General features: G+C 59.2%; 18 protein-coding genes and 2 tRNA genes. 12 read left to right on the top strand and 8 right to left on the bottom strand.

Going from position 1 to position 17,533, the window contains the following annotated elements:
* Nucleotides 1-78 precede the first annotated feature (78 nt).
* The 3 genes from MKS85_RS26845 (at nt 79) to MKS85_RS26835 (ending at nt 1,220) form a co-directional block, all read left to right on the top strand.
* Nucleotides 79-321, top strand: a complete 243-nt coding sequence (locus MKS85_RS26845; RefSeq protein ID WP_310663186.1) for a hypothetical protein — start codon at nt 79-81, stop codon at nt 319-321.
* Between the two features lie 44 nt (nt 322-365).
* The gene (locus tag MKS85_RS26840; RefSeq protein ID WP_240539549.1) at nt 366-779 is read left to right on the top strand and encodes a hypothetical protein; all 414 of its coding nucleotides are present in this window, start codon (nt 366-368) and stop codon (nt 777-779) included.
* Between the two features lie 75 nt (nt 780-854).
* Nucleotides 855-1,220, top strand: a complete 366-nt coding sequence (locus MKS85_RS26835; protein WP_310663185.1) for a hypothetical protein — start codon at nt 855-857, stop codon at nt 1,218-1,220.
* On the opposite strand, the gene MKS85_RS26830 is transcribed toward MKS85_RS26835, so the two are convergent.
* Nucleotides 1,215-2,036 carry a hypothetical protein gene (locus MKS85_RS26830; protein ID WP_310663184.1) on the bottom strand — a complete coding sequence of 274 codons (822 nt, stop codon included), beginning with the start codon at nt 2,034-2,036 and terminating at the stop codon, nt 1,215-1,217. The genes MKS85_RS26835 and MKS85_RS26830 overlap by 6 nt on opposite strands.
* Before the next feature lie 519 nt (nt 2,037-2,555).
* Here MKS85_RS26830 and MKS85_RS26825 point away from each other — a divergent pair.
* Nucleotides 2,556-4,619 (top strand): DNA cytosine methyltransferase, encoded by a 2,064-nt coding sequence (locus tag MKS85_RS26825; RefSeq protein WP_310663183.1) that lies wholly within the window; start codon nt 2,556-2,558, stop codon nt 4,617-4,619.
* A gap of 63 nt (nt 4,620-4,682) precedes the next feature.
* Here MKS85_RS26825 and MKS85_RS26820 read toward each other — a convergent pair whose 3' ends face one another.
* A complete protein-coding gene (locus MKS85_RS26820) occupies nt 4,683-5,354 on the bottom strand; it encodes a hypothetical protein (RefSeq protein WP_310663182.1) in 672 nt (223 codons plus the stop codon).
* Between the two features lie 43 nt (nt 5,355-5,397).
* On the opposite strand from MKS85_RS26820, the gene MKS85_RS26815 reads away from it, so the two are divergent.
* The 7 genes from MKS85_RS26815 (at nt 5,398) to MKS85_RS26785 (ending at nt 9,486) form a co-directional block, all read left to right on the top strand.
* On the top strand, nt 5,398-5,901 hold the full coding sequence (locus MKS85_RS26815; RefSeq protein WP_310663181.1) for a hypothetical protein: 504 nt from the start codon (nt 5,398-5,400) through the stop codon (nt 5,899-5,901).
* Between the two features lie 371 nt (nt 5,902-6,272).
* On the top strand, nt 6,273-6,935 hold the full coding sequence (locus MKS85_RS26810; RefSeq protein ID WP_310663180.1) for a hypothetical protein: 663 nt from the start codon (nt 6,273-6,275) through the stop codon (nt 6,933-6,935).
* A gap of 49 nt (nt 6,936-6,984) precedes the next feature.
* Nucleotides 6,985-7,230, top strand: a complete 246-nt coding sequence (locus MKS85_RS26805) for a hypothetical protein (RefSeq protein WP_310663179.1) — start codon at nt 6,985-6,987, stop codon at nt 7,228-7,230.
* Nucleotides 7,227-7,952 (top strand): hypothetical protein, encoded by a 726-nt coding sequence (locus MKS85_RS26800; protein ID WP_310663178.1) that lies wholly within the window; start codon nt 7,227-7,229, stop codon nt 7,950-7,952. The genes MKS85_RS26805 and MKS85_RS26800 overlap by 4 nt, the downstream gene beginning before the upstream one ends.
* Nucleotides 7,953-8,000: 48 nt before the next feature.
* Complete coding sequence (locus MKS85_RS26795; RefSeq protein WP_310663177.1) at nt 8,001-8,204, top strand: hypothetical protein; 204 nt, start codon at nt 8,001-8,003, stop codon at nt 8,202-8,204.
* A 42-nt stretch (nt 8,205-8,246) separates the two neighbouring features.
* A complete protein-coding gene (locus MKS85_RS26790) occupies nt 8,247-8,453 on the top strand; it encodes a DUF4224 domain-containing protein (protein WP_310663176.1) in 207 nt (68 codons plus the stop codon).
* A 1-nt stretch (nt 8,454) separates the two neighbouring features.
* Nucleotides 8,455-9,486, top strand: a complete 1,032-nt coding sequence (locus MKS85_RS26785) for a tyrosine-type recombinase/integrase (RefSeq protein WP_310663175.1) — start codon at nt 8,455-8,457, stop codon at nt 9,484-9,486.
* Nucleotides 9,487-9,568: 82 nt separating this feature from the next.
* On the opposite strand, the gene MKS85_RS26780 is transcribed toward MKS85_RS26785, so the two are convergent.
* Together MKS85_RS26780 and MKS85_RS26775 are read right to left on the bottom strand one after the other, a co-directional pair.
* Nucleotides 9,569-9,655 (bottom strand) — tRNA-Leu (locus MKS85_RS26780).
* A gap of 194 nt (nt 9,656-9,849) precedes the next feature.
* Nucleotides 9,850-9,923, bottom strand: a tRNA-Cys gene (locus MKS85_RS26775).
* 378 nt (nt 9,924-10,301) lie between these two features.
* Here MKS85_RS26775 and MKS85_RS26770 point away from each other — a divergent pair.
* A complete protein-coding gene (locus tag MKS85_RS26770) occupies nt 10,302-11,081 on the top strand; it encodes a TSUP family transporter (protein WP_139050385.1) in 780 nt (259 codons plus the stop codon).
* On the opposite strand, the gene nudC is transcribed toward MKS85_RS26770, so the two are convergent.
* The 4 genes from nudC to MKS85_RS26750 all read right to left on the bottom strand — a co-directional run bounded on the left by nudC (nt 11,049) and on the right by MKS85_RS26750 (nt 17,532).
* Entirely contained in the window at nt 11,049-11,879 is an 831-nt protein-coding gene (nudC, locus tag MKS85_RS26765; protein WP_310663174.1) for an NAD(+) diphosphatase, read from the bottom strand. The genes MKS85_RS26770 and nudC overlap by 33 nt on opposite strands.
* A 6-nt stretch (nt 11,880-11,885) precedes the next feature.
* A complete protein-coding gene (locus tag MKS85_RS26760) occupies nt 11,886-12,698 on the bottom strand; it encodes a crotonase/enoyl-CoA hydratase family protein (RefSeq protein ID WP_047226600.1) in 813 nt (270 codons plus the stop codon).
* A gap of 248 nt (nt 12,699-12,946) precedes the next feature.
* A complete protein-coding gene (locus tag MKS85_RS26755) occupies nt 12,947-14,431 on the bottom strand; it encodes an efflux transporter outer membrane subunit (protein ID WP_047226601.1) in 1,485 nt (494 codons plus the stop codon).
* Complete coding sequence (locus MKS85_RS26750; RefSeq protein ID WP_310663173.1) at nt 14,428-17,532, bottom strand: efflux RND transporter permease subunit; 3,105 nt, start codon at nt 17,530-17,532, stop codon at nt 14,428-14,430. The genes MKS85_RS26755 and MKS85_RS26750 overlap by 4 nt, the downstream gene beginning before the upstream one ends.
* Between the last annotated feature and the right edge of the window lies 1 nt (nt 17,533).

Below are 17,533 nucleotides of genomic sequence, written 5' to 3'. Positions count from 1 at the left end.
CAATCTGGAGCTTGGCCGGATGGTTGATGAGGTCGCCGACAAAGCGCGGGCGCAGGCCCATAGATTAGGAGCTTGATCATGATCAGCAATCACCTCAGCCTGGTCGAGCACCATCGACCACAGGCGGACTCACTTTCCGAGAAGGTTGCGCAATTCCTCGCGGCCGGCGGGCAGATAGCCGAGCTGAAAAGCCCGCCGCGCAATCCCATTCCTCCGCCGCGCTCCACTCGGATAGACCCTGAAACAGTCCTCAAGCGACGGCCAAAGAAGCTGGCCTTGGCCGAGCGCAGGGCGCTTCGCAAAATGGCGGACGCACTATGAGCAAGCGCAAACCATGTAATCGGCGGGTCCAAATCGAGCGCAGCATGCGCGCCCTGGTCAACACCAACCATGCAGCAGTGATCAATATCGACCCGAGCGGTTTGCAGGTGATGATCAACTGGAAGAACGGCAAGCAGATCCTTTCAAAGCCGGTGTCTGACGCGCTCTGCGATGTCGCGCATCGCTGGACGATCTACATCGCCGGCATCTGCGTTCGCCAGGATGGCGCCCAGTACATCAAGTCAATCGACATCAGGCCGGACGGCGTCCACATGGTGGAGAGGCTTTCAGATGTCCTTGAGCATTTCTACGAAGAGGTGAAGGCCGACTGCAACCCGAATCACCGGATCGGCATGGGCTGGCTGGCCGTGCCCGGCGACACGCCAGTACCAGAGGCGCGATTGTCTGCGCTACTGGATGCCGTCGGCGCCTGGGGCCAAATCAAGGAAGCAGCGTGAGACGTTTCCGCACCCAACAACGCAAACGACAGACCTGGCTGGCACTGCCGGCCAGTGGAATAGAGGAATCAGGCCATGGCCGAAACACAGCAGCCAACGGCGGAAGCGCTCAAGCAGCGCCGAAAGCGCGAGAAGGCAGCGGCGAAGGCTGCCGCCCTGGGCATCGAGAAGTTCACAGTTGAAGTAGCCGGCGTGTTTAAGCCTGACCTGAAGAAGGTGATGAAGGATCACGGCTTCATCAACCAGCAGGAGATCCACCAGAACCTGCTGCGAAACCTGATCGCCGCCGACGTCGAAACGCAGGCTTGGATGCTTCGGTGTGTCACGACACCTTTTGTTGTTACGGAAAAGGTGTCACTACTCATTCAGGCTGCCGGGCTCAAGTCGCTCGTCGATGATCCGCCAGAGCCTGACGACGAAATTGATCAGCCGACCTTATGATTCAACCAGTTCAAAATGGGAAGCTATATCTCTGATAGCTGCTACTCCTACAGGCTGAAGCCGGTATTGATCATCAACGATACCTCTCGTAACGAGAGCCGACCTTCTCTCAATCACGCCAGCCTCTACTAACTTGTTAAATACTTCGCAAAGCTCGACATCGTTTGAAGACTCGACTACGCCGCAGGTAATGTCAGATGTGATGGCAACCAACCTCAAAATCCGTTCTTCCGATAGACCATGTCGCTCCGCGATAGAAACAACAATTTTATGCTCATCTTCCCCCCATTTTGGAACAAACTCGCGATAAACCCTGCCGAATTCATGGGTGTTACATTTCGCGCCTTCAACTACCTCAATCAAAACACCCAACAATCCAGCGCTGAGGACGATAGTTTCGCCGCCGCTTATCGACAAATAGTTTCCGAGCCCTGAAGTGGTATCGAAAACAACGTTCCCTGGTAAAGCGCCTTCATGTACAAGTTTGCACCGAAAGAACTTATAGAGAATTCCTTCCAGTGAGTACGCCCTACCGTTATGTTCTACCGTGAGCGAATTAAAGCCTAGTAATTTACCGATGCGTTTTTTCAAAAACAATGAAAACCTTTCATTGTCGCCCATCGCTTTTGAAGGCCCTCTCCCACAAGTACCGCATCGATTATCTTGACCTTGATCCGCTCTTTGTGAAGGCTCGCCTTGCGGAAATGTTTTTTCTGCCGACGCAGCAACTGCAACAAGAATGATGGTAAGCGCCGACAGGTATCTTGAGTATGAAATCAAGAACTTTGCATCATCTATGTGCGCTTTTATGCTCATAATTTGCTCCGGTTCGCTCCGCGTCATTCTTCCTTAATACCCCAACCCAAACCAAATTGCCACCACCGGTCACTCCGGGGGACCTCACGCTCCTATCGTTCAAGGTAAGGGGTGATAGCTCGAAATCTTGGCGTTCATGAGTTTCGCAATTACTTCTGCCTCCTCCATGGTCGAACCGTCGACAAACTCGAAAACAGGCGGTTCTGCCGGTAGCCCCGGCACATCATCGTGAAACTCCATCGTCATATATGGCTGGCCTGCGTCAGTCTCGTGGACGGTGAATACAACTCTCGTCTTATGACTCATAGCAACCTCCTCGGCCCGGCCTNGTTCTGCCGGTAGCCCCGGCACATCATCGTGAAACTCCATCGTCATATATGGCTGGCCTGCGTCAGTCTCGTGGACGGTGAATACAACTCTCGTCTTATGACTCATAGCAACCTCCTCGGCCCGGCCTCATGCCGGGCCATCAACCAATAGCCCACAAACTCGAATCACGCCAACCGGCGAGGATCTTCTATGTCCGCACAACAGAAGAAACACCCCTTCGATTTCAAAACCCAATACGGACTCGGCTTCAACCCTCAGGATGACGAGATCGTGGTCGACTTCTTCTGTGGTGGTGGCGGCGCCGGCACTGGGCTGGAAATGGGCCTGGGCCGCACGGTGAACGTGGCGAAGAACCACAGCCCTCAGGCCATCAGCATGCACACCGTGAATCACCCTGGCGCGGTGCACTACACCACGGATGTGTTCGACGGTGACCCAGACACCGAGTGCGGCGGCAAGGCAGTTGGATGGTTCCACATGTCCCCCGATTGCACGCACCACAGCCAGGCCGCCGGCGGCCAGCCGCGCAAGCGCGAGATCCGCAATCTGTCGTGGATTGGCCTGAAGTGGGCAGGTATGAAGCGGCCCCGGGTGATCAGCCTAGAGAACGTGAAGCAGATCCTTCAGTGGGGCCCGCTGATCGCCAAGCGAGACAAGGCCACCGGCCGCGTGGTGAAACTCGGCGGCGACGTTGCGGCATCTGGTGAGGTCGTGCCGGTGGGTCAGCAGTTCCTGGTGCCTGACCCGAAACGCCGCGGGCAAACATGGGCTGTGTTCGTCGCCGAGCTGAAGCGCCTGGGCTATGCCGTCGAGTGGCGCGTAATCAAGGCGTGCGACTTCGGCGCCCCAACCAGCCGGGAACGCCTGTTCATGATCGCCCGTTGCGATGGACAGCCGATCATATGGCCGGAGCCGACCCACGCGAAGAACCCGGTCAAAGGCCAGCAGAAGTGGAAGACCGCCGCCGACTGCATCGACTTCAGCGATCTGGGGAAGAGCATCTTCGGCCGCAAGAAGGACTTGGCCCCGGCCACCCTGCGCCGCGTTGCCAAGGGCATGAAGAAATTTGTCATCGACAACCCGGCGCCGTTCATTGTGCCCATCGCGAACTGGTCTGGTGAACTGGCGCAATCGTCCGCAGTACCCCTGCGCACCATCACCAGTTGGCCCCGCGGAGGTTCCTTCGCGATGGCGAGCCCAGTCATTGCACCGGCCACGCATCAAGGCAGCGTTAGGGTTAACGACCCGATGGCCCCATTGCCTACCGTGACGTGTGCCAACCGCGACGAGCTGACGCTGATCAGTCCGGTGATGGTCACAGCAGCCCATGGCGAGGGAACACCTGGTGGCGTGCAACGATGGGGAGACGGCAGCAAATCGTCAACCGATCCGCTTGGCACCGTAACGGCCAGCGGCGGACACTCGGTAGCCATGGCCACGCTGATCCAAAGCGGCTACGGCGAACGCCCCGGGCAAGAGCCGCGCGTCCCAGGCCTTGGTCAGCCGCTGGGAACCGTCGTAGCCGGTGGCATCAAGCACGCGCTGACGACTTCGGTTCTGGTCGGAGCCGGAGGGCCTGAATACAGCGGAAAGCCAGCGGCGGCGGATCAGCCTGTCGGCACACTGATGACGCAGAACCACCGCGCCGTTGCCACCGCCTTCATGGCTCAGATGAACGGCGGCTTCAACACCACGTTTGCAAAGAGCATGGACGAGCCTCTGACCACGGTGACCAACACCGGCAGCCAGCAGCAGTTGGTGAGCGCCAGCCTAGCCACCCTGCGCCGGAACTGCATTGGTCGCGGAGTAGATGAGCCAGTACCGACCATGACCGCCGGCGCTGAGCATCATGCATTGCTGCATTACAAGTTGTCGCCAGAGCATGAAGACGGTGCCCTTCGCGTCGCGGCCTTTCTGATCAGCTACTACGGCACCGAGAACATCAGCGCCTGCGATGCACCGACACCAACCATCACCACCAAGGACCGCTTGGCAATGGTCACTGTGATGGTCAAGGGCACGCCTTATGTCATCGTCGACATCTGCCTGCGCATGCTGAAGCCGGCCGAGCTGTACAAGGCCCAGGGCTTTCCCACCGACTACATCATCAGTCACGGCGCCGATGGCAAGCCATTCACCAAAACTCAGCAGGTACACATGTGCGGCAACAGCGTCAGCCCCCCGCCGATGGCTGCACTCGCCAGAGCCAATGACCCTTGGCGTAACTCTCTGGCTCAATACGCAGCAGCTTAATCCCGATCCAACTAAGTGCCGCGGGGGCTTGAAGGGCACGATCCCACTAAAGCAGCCAAGGCGTTAACTCAAAAAGGATAATTTGGTGATGCTGTAGCTATCGCCATAACCTTCGTCGTATCGATGAGTGACCAAGAATGACTGGCTACTGGAGGTGCCGTTTCTCATCTTATATTCAATGACAACATTTAGATCCGCCCACTCTGGAAGTCCCATAAAAGCCACAACGCAATTTGAGCCTGTCATTAGCGGGTCTATGTCACGACGCCCTGGCCTCATGTCCTCACCGTTAAGTTTTACGACTACAGACTCACAGTAGTCTCCAGAGTTGCTAATTTTGAATTCGACACCAAATTCATCCTCCTGCCATCCGGCTGCCGTGACTTCTAGCCTGAGCAAAGGATGGAGCGTTTTTTCGTAGTTGAGGAGACTGGCTTTTTGGGCGGCAACCATCTCGCACTGCTGTACTACCGAGTTTCGAAGCTCGGTAGCCTGGAGATTTAGAGCCGTTGTTCCTTGGCGAAGCTCAATTCCTTGTTGAAAAAAACCTAGTACTAGCCAGAGGATCGTGACCGGCCCAAACGCACCCGCTAAAAAATCTCCTACCTCGTTCAAATCCATGGACTGAAGCGCCTGGATTCGATCTCCTACAAGCCACCAAGCAAACCATGCGTACATCGCCGTAAGAGCAATCCCGATAACTGCTAGCACCCTGCCCATAACCACCCCTTTCACTGAATAACGCCTGAGCTTACCGCGAACAGGAAAAGGTGTCCCCATGCCAAGAAATAACAAACAAGACGAGCTGACGATCTACTTCAACACGCCCGACGCCGGCCGCCGATATATCGCGAAGCTGTTCGAGACAGTGCTAAGGCGCCACGATTACCGCCAGTACATCAACGAGCGCCTGGCCGGCGACTTCGCTTGCACACTGGCGCAGCACTTCGAAGAAATGAAAGCTCGTGAGGCCGCCCTGCAACTGCTGCTGAACGAGCGCGACGAGCAGCTTACCAGCCTGGAACAGCGGCGCTACGCAGAGCAGCAGGCGCGAGAGGCGGCAGAGTGTAATGCAGCCCGGTATCGCTGGTTGCGTGGCCGAAACCTGGAAACAATCCATCAGGGCGGCGTGTTTGCTGGGAAAACCCCGGAGAACATGGTGATCAATGGTGTGGATCTCGATAACGCTATAGACGCTGCAATCGAAGCCGCCCTCAACCTCGCCTCAGAGGCAGAAAGCCAGTCGCCTGCTCCTGGCTACGCTCCAAGTCCGCAGCAATAGTCTTTTCAGCGAGTTGACTGTCGACCCAACGCTCCCCGACTGCGATCGCTTCGGCAACAGCATCAAGGTAGTTGGCCCACGGCCCATGTAACTCCCCCACAGTGCTAGCTAAGCCGGGCACATCGCAATTCACCAGCACACGTGCTGCTATGGGAGCCAGGTCGTTGGGTTTCACCCAATCGAATTTCAGGAACAGTTCATGCCCGTGGTATTCGCGGACAATCGGCAGATCCAGATTGTGCGACATAGCCCTCTCCTTGAGCGACATCAAGCGGAGCGGTGATCTTCACCTATCTCGGCCAATACCTCTATCGAGGCTAATGGCCAGCCTCCCCCTTCAAAGTCAGCCGCTATAGCGGCAAGGACGACTCATGTCTCAAATAAAGGAACGGCCTATCCTGTTCTCGGCGCCGATGGTGCGCGCCATCCTGGAGGACCGGAAGACGGTCACGCGGCGGGCAGTGAAGGTTCAGCCGTGCTCGAAAGCCGATATCGGCAGCTACGGTATCGGCCAGCCATTCATTCGCAACCCAAATGTGTCAAAGGCAAACCCTGCATGCCCCTACGGCCAGCCCGGCGACCGGCTGTGGGTGCGCGAGGCTTTCGGCCTACAGATTCGTCACTATGGCGGCGGAACGGGCGAGCACATCGTTTACCGCGCCACCAACCCGGACGCCATCTACTGCAAGTCGGCAGAGGGTCACGAGTATCCAGTGAAGTGGAAGCCAAGCATCCACATGCCCAGGTATTCCAGCCGCATCCTGCTGGAGATCACCGCTGTGCACGTCGAGCGCTTGCAGGACATCAGCGAAGAACAGGCCAAGGCCGAAGGGATCGTCGGTGTCGCCTTTCGCCCTGATGACGGCTGGCCGATCTGCACCGGCTACATGGTCGGCCCAGACGATGGGAAGTCGCAGCTGCAAACGACCGCTGCCGGGGCATTCGCCGGACTTTGGTCGTCCATCAACGGCCAGGAAAACTGGGACGCCAACCCCTGGGTCTGGGTCGTCGAGTTCAAGCGGGTGACGCCATGATCCTCCCCCTGCTCTACATGGCCATGCTTGTGTATCGAGGGCCCAGGCCATGAATATTTACCGACACACCTTCGCCGCCGTCTGCCCATCCGACGGCGAAACGATCATCTACCGCCTGGAGTTGCGGTCTACCGCCATGATCCACGTCGAGCACATAAAGGCCGCTACCGCCCTGATCAAAAATGGCTGGCATGAGCAGATTGCCGACCATCTGGCCGAATACTTGGGCGGTGATCAAACCATCATAGCGACGCACCAGGGCGTTGAGATCGAGACAGTGAGGCTTAGCGGATGATTGCATACCACGGCACGCCAGTCGGGGGTACACGCCAGGATGGCGCCCGGTTCCTCGCGGGCCGGCATGCCCTGGTGCCCTTCCCGCGTCAGGACGACATGGGAATCGTTGCCGATGTCTGCCAGTCGTTCGTATTCGACAACGGCGCGTTTTCGGTCTGGAAGAAAGGCGGCAAACTGGATGTTGATGGATATACCGCCTGGGTCGAGCAGTGGCACCGGCATCCAGGTTTCGACTGGGCGCTGATCCCAGATGTCATCGACGGAGACGAAGCAGCGAACGACGCACTTCTGGAAGCATGGCCCAGGGAGTTGCGAGGCGTGCCGGTTTGGCACCTGCATGAATCGCTGGAGAGGCTGCAGCGCCTGGCTTCGGATTGGTCGACAGTCGCCATCGGCAGTTCCGGCCAATGGTCCAGCCCAGGCACTCCAGCTTGGTGGAAGAGAATCGGCTCAGCAATGGATGCCATCTGCGACGGCCATGGCCGACCAGCGTGCAGACTCCATGGATTACGGATGCTCGACCCCGCCATATTCCAGCACCTCCCCTTCGCTTCGGCTGACTCCACGAACGCAGCGGTAAACGGCGGAAGCATAAGTCGGTTCGGTATGTATGCCCCACCAACTGCCGGCCAGCGCGCCAACGTCATCGCCGACCGCATCGAGAGCCACAACAGCTCTCCGATCTGGCAGCGCGAAACACAAGTCGAACTCGCTTTGTAACCCCAATCCACCTACAGCCTGCCGGTGAACGGCGGGCGGAGATTTCCTATGTTCGCAAGAAAGCTCTTCGAGATACTGCTGGCCGGACTGTTGTACCTGCTGATCACCCTCCTCTGGTTCGCATATGCGGCGCCAGAAATGATTGAGCGCGGTACCGACGCTGCACTGATTACCGCCGCCTTCGGCACGATGGTCTGGCTCGCTGCGACCGGCTGCATCCTCATTTACATCATCCAGAAGGCGCGGCCATAACCGCGCGCCGCCAATGCCGCCACGCGCGGCTCGGAGCAGCTCATGAGCATCCAGTTTCTATCCCACGAGGAGGTTTGCGAGCTGACCGGCGCGCGAACCAAGGCAGGGCAGATCCAAAATCTGAAAAAGAACGGCGTTCGGCACACGATCAAAGTGAACGGGTGGCCGAGTGTTACGGCCATGGCCGTGACCGCAGTCGGCATTTTTGAAGTAGAAAAACCCGTGTGGACACCACGTAAGGCTGGCTGAAATGGGACGACGACCGAGCAAACCCGGCTCTATAGCCCGGCTGCGTGAGCGCAAGAAGCGCAGCGGCCGGGTGTATTACTACTACGACACTGGCGGAAAAGACCGTAAAGAAATTCCATTGGGAAGTGATTACGGGCTGGCAATCATGGAGTACGCCAAGCTTGAGCGCGATCGCGCCGCGACTGACCTGGTGTCCAAGGTGATCACCTTCCGCTACGTCGCTGAGAAATACATGGTCGACGTCGTTCCGACGAAAGGCAAGCTGACACAACTCGACAATAAACGGGAACTGAAAAACCTGATTGCGTTTTTCGATGATCCGCCAGCGCCTCTGGAAACTATCGAACCCCTTCACGTCAGACAGTACCTAACCTGGCGCAAGGCCGCACCGGTAAGGGCAAACCGTGAGAAGGCTTTGCTCAGCGCGATATGGAACTTCGCCAGGGATAAAGGCTACACAGCCCTGGCCAACCCGTGCGCAGGCATCAAGGGGAACAAGGAAACCGGCCGGAACACTTACGTCGAGGATGAGCTGTTCAAGCGCGTCTACGATAAAGCCGACGTCGGCTTGCAGGATGCGATGGACCTTGCCTACCTAACGAGCCAACGGGTTACCGACACCAGGTTGATGGACGAGCGAGACCTTCGCGGCGGACAGCTGTGGGTGCTGCAGGGCAAGACGAAAGCGAAGCTCCGGATTGAGGTAACGGGCGAACTAAAGGTTTTGATTGATCGCATCATGTCCCGAAAGTCAGAACACAAGGTCCGCTCGACGCGGCTGATCGTTTCAGAGGATGGCACACCGATGACGGTGGCAATGTTGCGCAGGAGGTTTGACTTGGCCAGGGAAGCGGCCGGAGTGCCGAAGGCTGAGTTTCAGATGCGCGACTTGCGCGCCAAGGCAGGTACAGATAAAGCAGAGTCCAGCGGTGATATCTTGCAAGCCAGAGATCAACTTGGGCATACGACCGTGGTGATGACCGAGCAATACATCAGGAATCGCAAGGGCAAAAAAGTAATGCCTACCAAGTGAATTGCGGACCAGCATCAAAATTGCGGACCGGAAACAAACAAGGGTTTGCTTCAGCTTTCGCTCGCAAACCCTTGATTTTAGATGGTGCCCGAAGCCGGAATCGAACCGGCACGCCCTTACGAGCGGGGGATTTTAAGTCCCATGCGTCTACCAGTTTCGCCATTCGGGCGGTAGCGCGGTCAACCTTATGGACATCAGCGTGGAGCAGATATGCCAGTCGAGGCTGGTGCAGCAAGAGGGGGGAATATATACATCCCTTCCCGGCGAAGCAAGGTAGCTTCTGTCCTTTTCAAGACAAAACCTGTCGCTGCTCCGAAAATAAAAAAGCTCCGTAAATCATGGATCTACGGAGCTGTTTTAAAGTGGAGGCCGAAGTCGGAATCGAACCGGCGTAGGTGGATTTGCAATCCACTGCATAACCATTTTGCTATTCGGCCTCAAGACGTTTGATGCAAGAAAGCTACATCAACCGCGTACAAACCTGATCAGGAAACAAGACGCTTACGAAGCTCTATCTCCTTGAAAACATTGAGATTTTTTACGTCCCAGTGCGTTCGATGGGCGCAATTATGTACTCATTTGCCTAGGCTGACAACCCCTTGATTTCAAAAAAAATTCGTCCAAAGGCCAGCTTCCGCCCGACAACCACATAGGTGTGCGAAGGCTTCTGGGCCTGCGTCGCAACCCAGCGGAGCCAGCTCCCTCGCCACGGAGACTTCAGGGACCCATGGAGGCAGTCGCAGCCCTGCCCCATTTATGGGTAACATACCGGCCTTCCCCGCAGTCACCTGCGCCCTGCCAAATAAGCCCATTTCATGCCTTTCGAACTCAGCGTTGACCTTACCACCCTCGCTATCCTGATCGTCGTCGCATTCATTGCCGGTTTCATCGATGCCATTGCCGGCGGAGGTGGCCTGTTGACCACCCCGGCCCTGCTGACCGCCGGCTTGCCTCCCCATCTGGTCCTGGGCACCAACAAACTCAGCTCGACCTTTGGTTCGGCCACGGCCAGTTTCACGTTCTACAAGCGCAAGCTGTTCCATCCAAGGCAGTGGACCCATGCCCTCGTCGGCACGCTGGTCGGTGCCTTGGCCGGCGCCATCGTCGCCCATTACCTGCCCGCCGAGTGGCTGAACAAGATGCTGCCGGTGATCGTCTTCGCCTGTGGCCTGTACCTGTTGTTCGGTGGCACGCCCAAGGCGCCGCTGGACAGCGATGCGCCGATCAAGAAGACCTGGCAAGCGCCCCAGGGGTTCAGCCTGGGCTTCTACGACGGCGTGGCCGGTCCTGGGACGGGTGCATTCTGGACTGTCAGCAGCCTGCTGCTCTATCCCATCGATCTGGTCAAGGCCAGTGGTGTGGCCCGCAGCATGAATTTCGTCAGCAACATCGCGGCGCTGTCGGTGTTCATTTTTTCGGGGCAAGTGGAGTGGATCATCGGCCTGAGCATGGGGCTGTCGGTGATGGTAGGGGCATTCTTCGGCGCGCGCACCGCCATCACCGGCGGCGCGAAATTCATCCGACCTGTATTTATCACCGTGGTACTGGGCTTGACCGTGCGTCTAGCCTGGCAGCACTGGTTCAGCGTGGCCTAAGCGCCGCGCCACATAGAGGTCGATCAGGTAGCGGGCGATGGAACGCGAGGCCGGCAGCGGCGGCAGGTTGTGCACGTTGAACCACTGGGCATCTTCGATTTCATCTTCCTGCCTGACGATGTCGCCACCGGCATATTCGGCGTGGAAGCCGAGCATCATCGAATGGGGAAACGGCCAGCATTGACTGCCGACATACTGAATGTTCTTCACCTCGATGCTGACTTCTTCGCGCACCTCACGAACCAGGCAATCCTCGGCGGACTCACCTGGCTCGGCGAACCCGGCCAGCGTGCTGTAGACACCCGTGACGAAGCGAGGCGAACGGGCCAGCAGGACTTCATCGCCACGGGTGATCAGCACGATCATGCTTGGTGAGATTCGCGGGTAATGCCGCAAGTCGCAGGCATCGCAATACATCGCCCGTTCCCGGGCAATCTGGCCCATGCGCTTGCCGCAGCTGCCACAGAAACGGCACTCCCGAGCCCAGGTGCCGATCTGCGCGGCATAGCCCAGGACCTTGTACAGGGTGTGGTCATCCTCGAGCATGAACGCCCGCAGCCCCTTCCAGTTACAGCCGGGGATGTCCTGTGAGCTGTGCAGTTCCAGCAGATAGACCGGCTCGCCATCCAGGTGGCCAATGCCATGCTCGGCGAGGATCGACAGGTCCTGGCGCTTGAGCCAGTCGCGGGGAAACAGCGCGCCGTTGTCATCGAACAGAAAGCCTTCCGGGCTGCGGGCCACGGCCCCGCCCCCCGGGAGATCGGTATCGAGTACTGCGGTGGTCCAGCGTGAAATCATGATCAATCAATCCTGAAATTCAGGTTTCTGTTTGCTCATATGGGCGGCCATGGCCACGCGCAGGTCGGTCGATTGCAGCATGGCGGCGTTCCAGGTGGCGACGTATTCCAGCCCGTCGTCGATGCGGTGGTCGCGCATGTAGCTGATCATTTCCTTGGTACCGGTCACGGCGATCGGCGACTTGGCGGCGATTTCTCGAGCGATGCCCATGACACCGTCAAGCAGGCTGGCGGTATCACTGTAGACACGATTGACCAGGCCGATGCTGCGCGCTTCGTCGGCACCAAAGGTACGCCCCGTATAAGCGAGTTCACGCAGCATGCCGTCCCCGATGATCCGGGGCAAGCGTTGCAATGTGCCAACATCGGCCGCCATGCCGATATCGATTTCCTTGATGGAGAACTGCGCATCCTCGGCGGCATATCGCATGTCGCAGGCTGAAATCAGGTCGATGGCGCCGCCCAGGCAATAACCCTGGATCGCTGCAAGCACCGGTTTGCGACAGTTGTCCACGGCGTTGAACGAGGCTTGCAGTTGCAGGATCTTGCGGCGCAACAGGCGTGCGTTGCGGCCCACGTCCTTGCCCAGCTCATTGGCCACGGCGGCCAGCATCATCAGGTCGATGCCCGAGGAGAAGTGTTTGCCGGCCCCGCTCAATACCACCACGCGCGCTTCGTCGGTGTCGTCGATCCATTGGAAGATTTCGACGATCTCGCTCCAGAACGCGGCGTTCATTGCATTGATCTTGTCCGGTCGATTGATCTGCACATGGGCGATATTGTCTGCAAGTTCGACGGTGAACGCTTGGTATTGCGACATGGCAGTGATCCTTTACCGGCTGAAAAAGAGGCCTGAACTATAACAAGTCAACGCACCGGGTCGTAGACAGTGCATCGGCCAAAAGCGGGACCTGGCTGCCTGCAATGAAAATCCACCCTGTGGCGAGGGAGCTTGCTCCCGCTGGGCTGCGTAGCGGCCCCATTTTTATGAGTGCTTCGCACTCAAGCGGGAGCAAGCTCCCTCGCCACACATTCATCTTTGTCCCTTAAAAAGACAGCGTTGCCGACTCAATCGGGGTTCTCACTCACCTGCATCTGCCCATCCCACCCACCACCCAATGCGGCGATCAGTTGCACACTCGCGATCAACCGGCTCTGCTGCAAGGTCAGCACACTGCGTTCATTACTCAGCGCGGTGGCCTGGACCGTGACGACATCCAGGTAGGCGATCAGCCCTGCCCTGTACTGGTTCTGGGTCAGGCGCAAGGATTCGCGGGCGGCATCCAGGGCCTCCTGGCGCACGCGGGCTTCGTCTTCCAGGACTTTGAGCTGGATCATGTAGTTTTCCACTTCGCGAAAACCGTCGAGCACCGTCTGGCGATAGGTGGCGACCGTCTGGTCGTAGGCCGCAACGGTGCGGTCGACTTCCGCCGAACGCTGGCCGCCATCGAACAGCGTCATCGCCAGCTGCGGTCCCACCGACCAGAAGCGATTCGGCACACTCACCCAGTTATCGTAGGTACTGCTGCTGTAACCGCCGCTCAAGCTCAGGGTCAGGTCCGGGTAATAGGCGGCCTTGGCCACGCCGATGTTGGCGTTGGCGGCCATCACCGAACGCTCCGCCGAGGCAATGTCCGGCCGGCGCTCAAGCAACTGCGAGGGTAGCGCCACGGGGATTTGCGGAAGGGTCGGGATGTCCTGGGTTTCTGCCAGGCTGAATTCGGCCGGCGGCAGGCCGATCAGCACAGCGATGGCGTTTTCGAATTGAGCACGTTGCCAGATCAGGTCGATCAACTCGGCCTGGGTAGTCTTGAGCTGAGTCTGCGCCTGGGCCACCGCATCCCTGCCGGATACGCCCGCGCGGTATTGGTTTTCGGTCATCTTCAGCGAACGCTGATAGTTGTCCACGGTGGTCTGCAACAAGCGCTTCTGCTCGTCGATCACCCGCAATTGCAGGTAGTTTTGCACCAGTTCCGATTGCTGGCTCAGGCGCATGGCGGCCAGATCGGCGAAGCTGGCTTCGGCGCTGGCTTCATTGGCTTGCAGAGTGCGACGCAACTTGCCCCAGACGTCCGCCTCCCAACTGACACCGGCCTGGGCGCTGTAGGTGTCGCGGATGCCACTGGCCGAACTGCTCAGGCTCGAATTACTGCTGCCGGTGCCCTGGCTGGAGCGGTTCTTGCCGACGGTCAGGTCAACGGAGGGGAAGAACGCGCCCCGGGCACTGCGAACCAAGGCCTGGGCCTGACGGTACTGGGCTTCGGCCTGGGCCACGGTCTGGTTGGAGGTGTTGAGTTTCTCCACCAGGCCATTGAGCCGGGCATCGCCGTACAACTCCCACCAGGCACCCCGAGCCAGGGCGTCGCTAGGATTGGCCTGGCGCCAACCCTCAGCCTCCTTGTACTGCACGGGCGCCGCGGCCACCGGGCGCTGGTAATCCGGGCCGATGGCGCAGGCGCTGAGCATCGCCACGCACAGCGTCAGGCTCAGCAGCCGCGAGCCACGGGCGGTCGCCAGCGGTGCGACAAGATTGAAAAGCGAACGGTCGGTCATAGCGGAGTTTCCAGGGCAGCATCAGTGCGCACGCCGCGCCAGCGGTTGAAGCGATGGCGCAGTTTGTCGAGATAAAGGTAAACCACAGGCGTGGTATAGAGGGTCAGGATCTGGCTGAACACCAGTCCGCCGATGATGGTCAGGCCCAGCGGCTGGCGCATCTCCGAGCCTTCGGCACCGCCAAGCAATAGCGGCAAGGCACCGAGGATCGCCGCCAGCGTAGTCATCAGAATCGGCCGCAAGCGCAGCAGGCAGGCGTTGCGGATCGAGTCCTGCGGCGACTGCCCGCCGCGCTCCAGTTGCAACGCCAGGTCGATCATCAGGATCGCGTTTTTCTTCACCACGCCAATCAGCAGGAACAGGCCCAACAACGAAATCAGGCTGAACTCGCCGCCCAACAAGTAGATCGACAGCAGTGCGCCGACACCGGCCGACGGCAAGGTGGACAGGATGGTCAGCGGATGAATGTAGCTCTCGTACAACACACCCAGCACCAGGTACACCGCCAGCAATGCACCCAGGATCATGAACGGCTGGCTCTTCTGGGTTGCCGCGAACGCATCGGCGGTGCCGGCCATTTTTGCGATGATGTCTTCGGGCATCCCGAGCCTGGCAATTGCCCGCTCGATGGCGGCCGTGCCCTGCTCCACCGTCACACCCTCGGCCAAATCGAACGATATGTCCTCGGAGGCGAACTGACCCTCATGGCTGACCCGATCATCCTCCAGGCTGCTCTCATAATGCGCGATGGTCGACAGGGGCACCCGCGCGCCGTCAGCGGTAATGACCTGGACCTGCTCGAGGGTGCTCGGGTCCTGGGCGTACTTGGGGTTGACCTCCATCACCACCTGATACTGGTTGAGGCTGTCATAGATGGTGGATATCTGCCGCTGGCTGTAGGCGTTGTTCAACACCGAGGTGACCATGTCCATGTCGATGCCCAGGCGCTTGGCCTGGTCACGGTCCACCACGAGCGTGATCTGCTGGGCGCCGCCGCCGTCGCGAGCGTCGATAGCGGTCAGCTCCGGCAAGGCCCTGAAGGCCGCCGCGACTTTGGGGTACCACTGGCGTAGCAACGCCAGGTCACCGCTCTGCAGGATGTAGGAATACTGCGAGGTGGTCTGCTCACGTCCACCACCAAACTGCAGATCCTGGTCGGCCATCAGCATCAAGCGGCCACCCGGCACCAGGGGCATCTCCTTGCGCAAGCGCTCGATGACTTTCTGCGCGGAGATCCCACGCTCGTTGATCGGTTTGAGGCGCACCAGCATGAAGGCATTGTTGGTGCCGTTGTTGCCGCCGATGAACCCCGCCACGCTTTCTACGGCTTCATCCTTCAGCACGGCGCGACGAAAGATTTCCATCTTCGGCTGCATGACGTTGAACGAGAGTCCGTCGTCGCCGCGCACGAAACCGATCAACTGGCCGGTGTCCTGCTGAGGCATGAAGGTTTTCGGCACCACCACGTAGAGCGCGATGTTCACCCCTATGGTCACCAGCAGGCTCAGCAAGGTCAGGCGCCGATGGCGCAGCACCCAGTCCAGGCTGCGCGCGTAACCACGGACCATCCGCTCGTTGAGGCGCCGGCTCCAGCGCTGCAAGCGATTCTCCTGCCCCGGCACGTGGGGCTTGAGCCAGCGAGCGCAGAGCATCGGCGTGAGGGTCAGCGACACCACCAGCGAGACCACGATGGCCGCCGCCAGGGTGATGGAGAACTCGCGAAACAGGCTCTCGATAATCCCGCCCATGAACAGGATCGAGAGAAACACCGCCACCAGTGAGACGTTCATCGACAGCAGCGTAAAGCCCACCTCTTCGGCGCCCAGGTAGGCCGCCTTCATGGGCGGTACGCCTTCGTCGATGTGCCGGGAAATGTTCTCCAGCACCACGATGGCGTCGTCCACCACCAGGCCGGTGGCGAGGATCAACGCCATCAACGACAGGTTGTTCAGGGAGAAGCCATAGAGGTACATCACCGCAAACGTGCCCACCAGGGACACCGGCACCGCCAGGGTCGGGATCAGTGAGGCGCGAAAGTTGCCCAGGAACAGGAACACCACCAGCACCACCAGGGCCACGGCAATCAGCAGGGTCATTTCCGCCTCGTGCAGCGTGGCCTTGATCACCGGTGAGCGGTCCATGGCCAGGTTCAGCTTGACGCTGGCCGGCAGCACGGCCTGCAACGCCGGCAGCTGGTTCTTGATCTCATTGACCGTCTCGATGATGTTGGCGCCAGCCTGACGGTTGATCACCAGCAGCACGGCTGCGTCATCGTTGAAGAAACCGCTGTTGTAGCGGTCTTCGACGCCGTCGGTGACTTTTGCTACGTCCTTGAGGCGCAGCACCGAGCCGTCCTGGTAACGGATGATCAGCGTTTCGTAGTCCTTGGCCTTCTCCAACTGATCGTTGGCCTGGATTTGCCACATGCGCTGTGCGTCCTCGACCGAACCCTTGGGCCGGCGCACGTTGCTGTCGGCAATGGCGCTGCGCACATCATCCAGGGCTACGCCGTACTGGTTGAGCAGTTGCGGCTCCAGTTCGATGCGCACCGCCGGCAAGGAACTGCCACCAATCTGTACCTCGCCCACGCCCGACACTTGGGACAGGCTCTGGGACAGGATGGTTGAAGCCAGGTCGTAGAGCTGGCCCTTCTCCAGCACATCCGAGGTCAGCGACAGCACCATGATCGGCGCCTGGGACGGGTTGACCTTCTTGTACGTGGGCATGCTGCGCATGCCGCTGGGCAACAGGTTGCGCGAGGCATTGATGGCCGCCTGCACTTCCCGCGCCGCGCCGTTGATGTCGCGGTCCAGGTCGAATTGCAGGATCACCCGGGTAGAGCCCTGGCTGGAGCGGCTGCTCATGGTGTTGACCCCGGCGATGGCGCCAAAGGAACGCTCAAGCGGCGTTGCCACCGTCGACGCCATCACCTCGGGGCTGGCCCCCGGCAAGTTGGCCTGGACCACGATCACCGGAAAATCCATCTGCGGCAACGGTGCAACCGGCAGCAAGCCAAAGCTCACGCCACCGAGCAGCATGATTGCAAAGCTCAGCAGCATGGTCGCTACGGGGCGACGGATGAAAGGGCCGGAGAGGTTCATG

This window comes from Pseudomonas sp. JL2, assembly GCF_031570495.1.
Lineage (GTDB): Bacteria > Pseudomonadota > Gammaproteobacteria > Pseudomonadales > Pseudomonadaceae > Aquipseudomonas > Aquipseudomonas rhizophila.
This window is presented reverse-complemented; position numbering and strand designations above follow the sequence as displayed.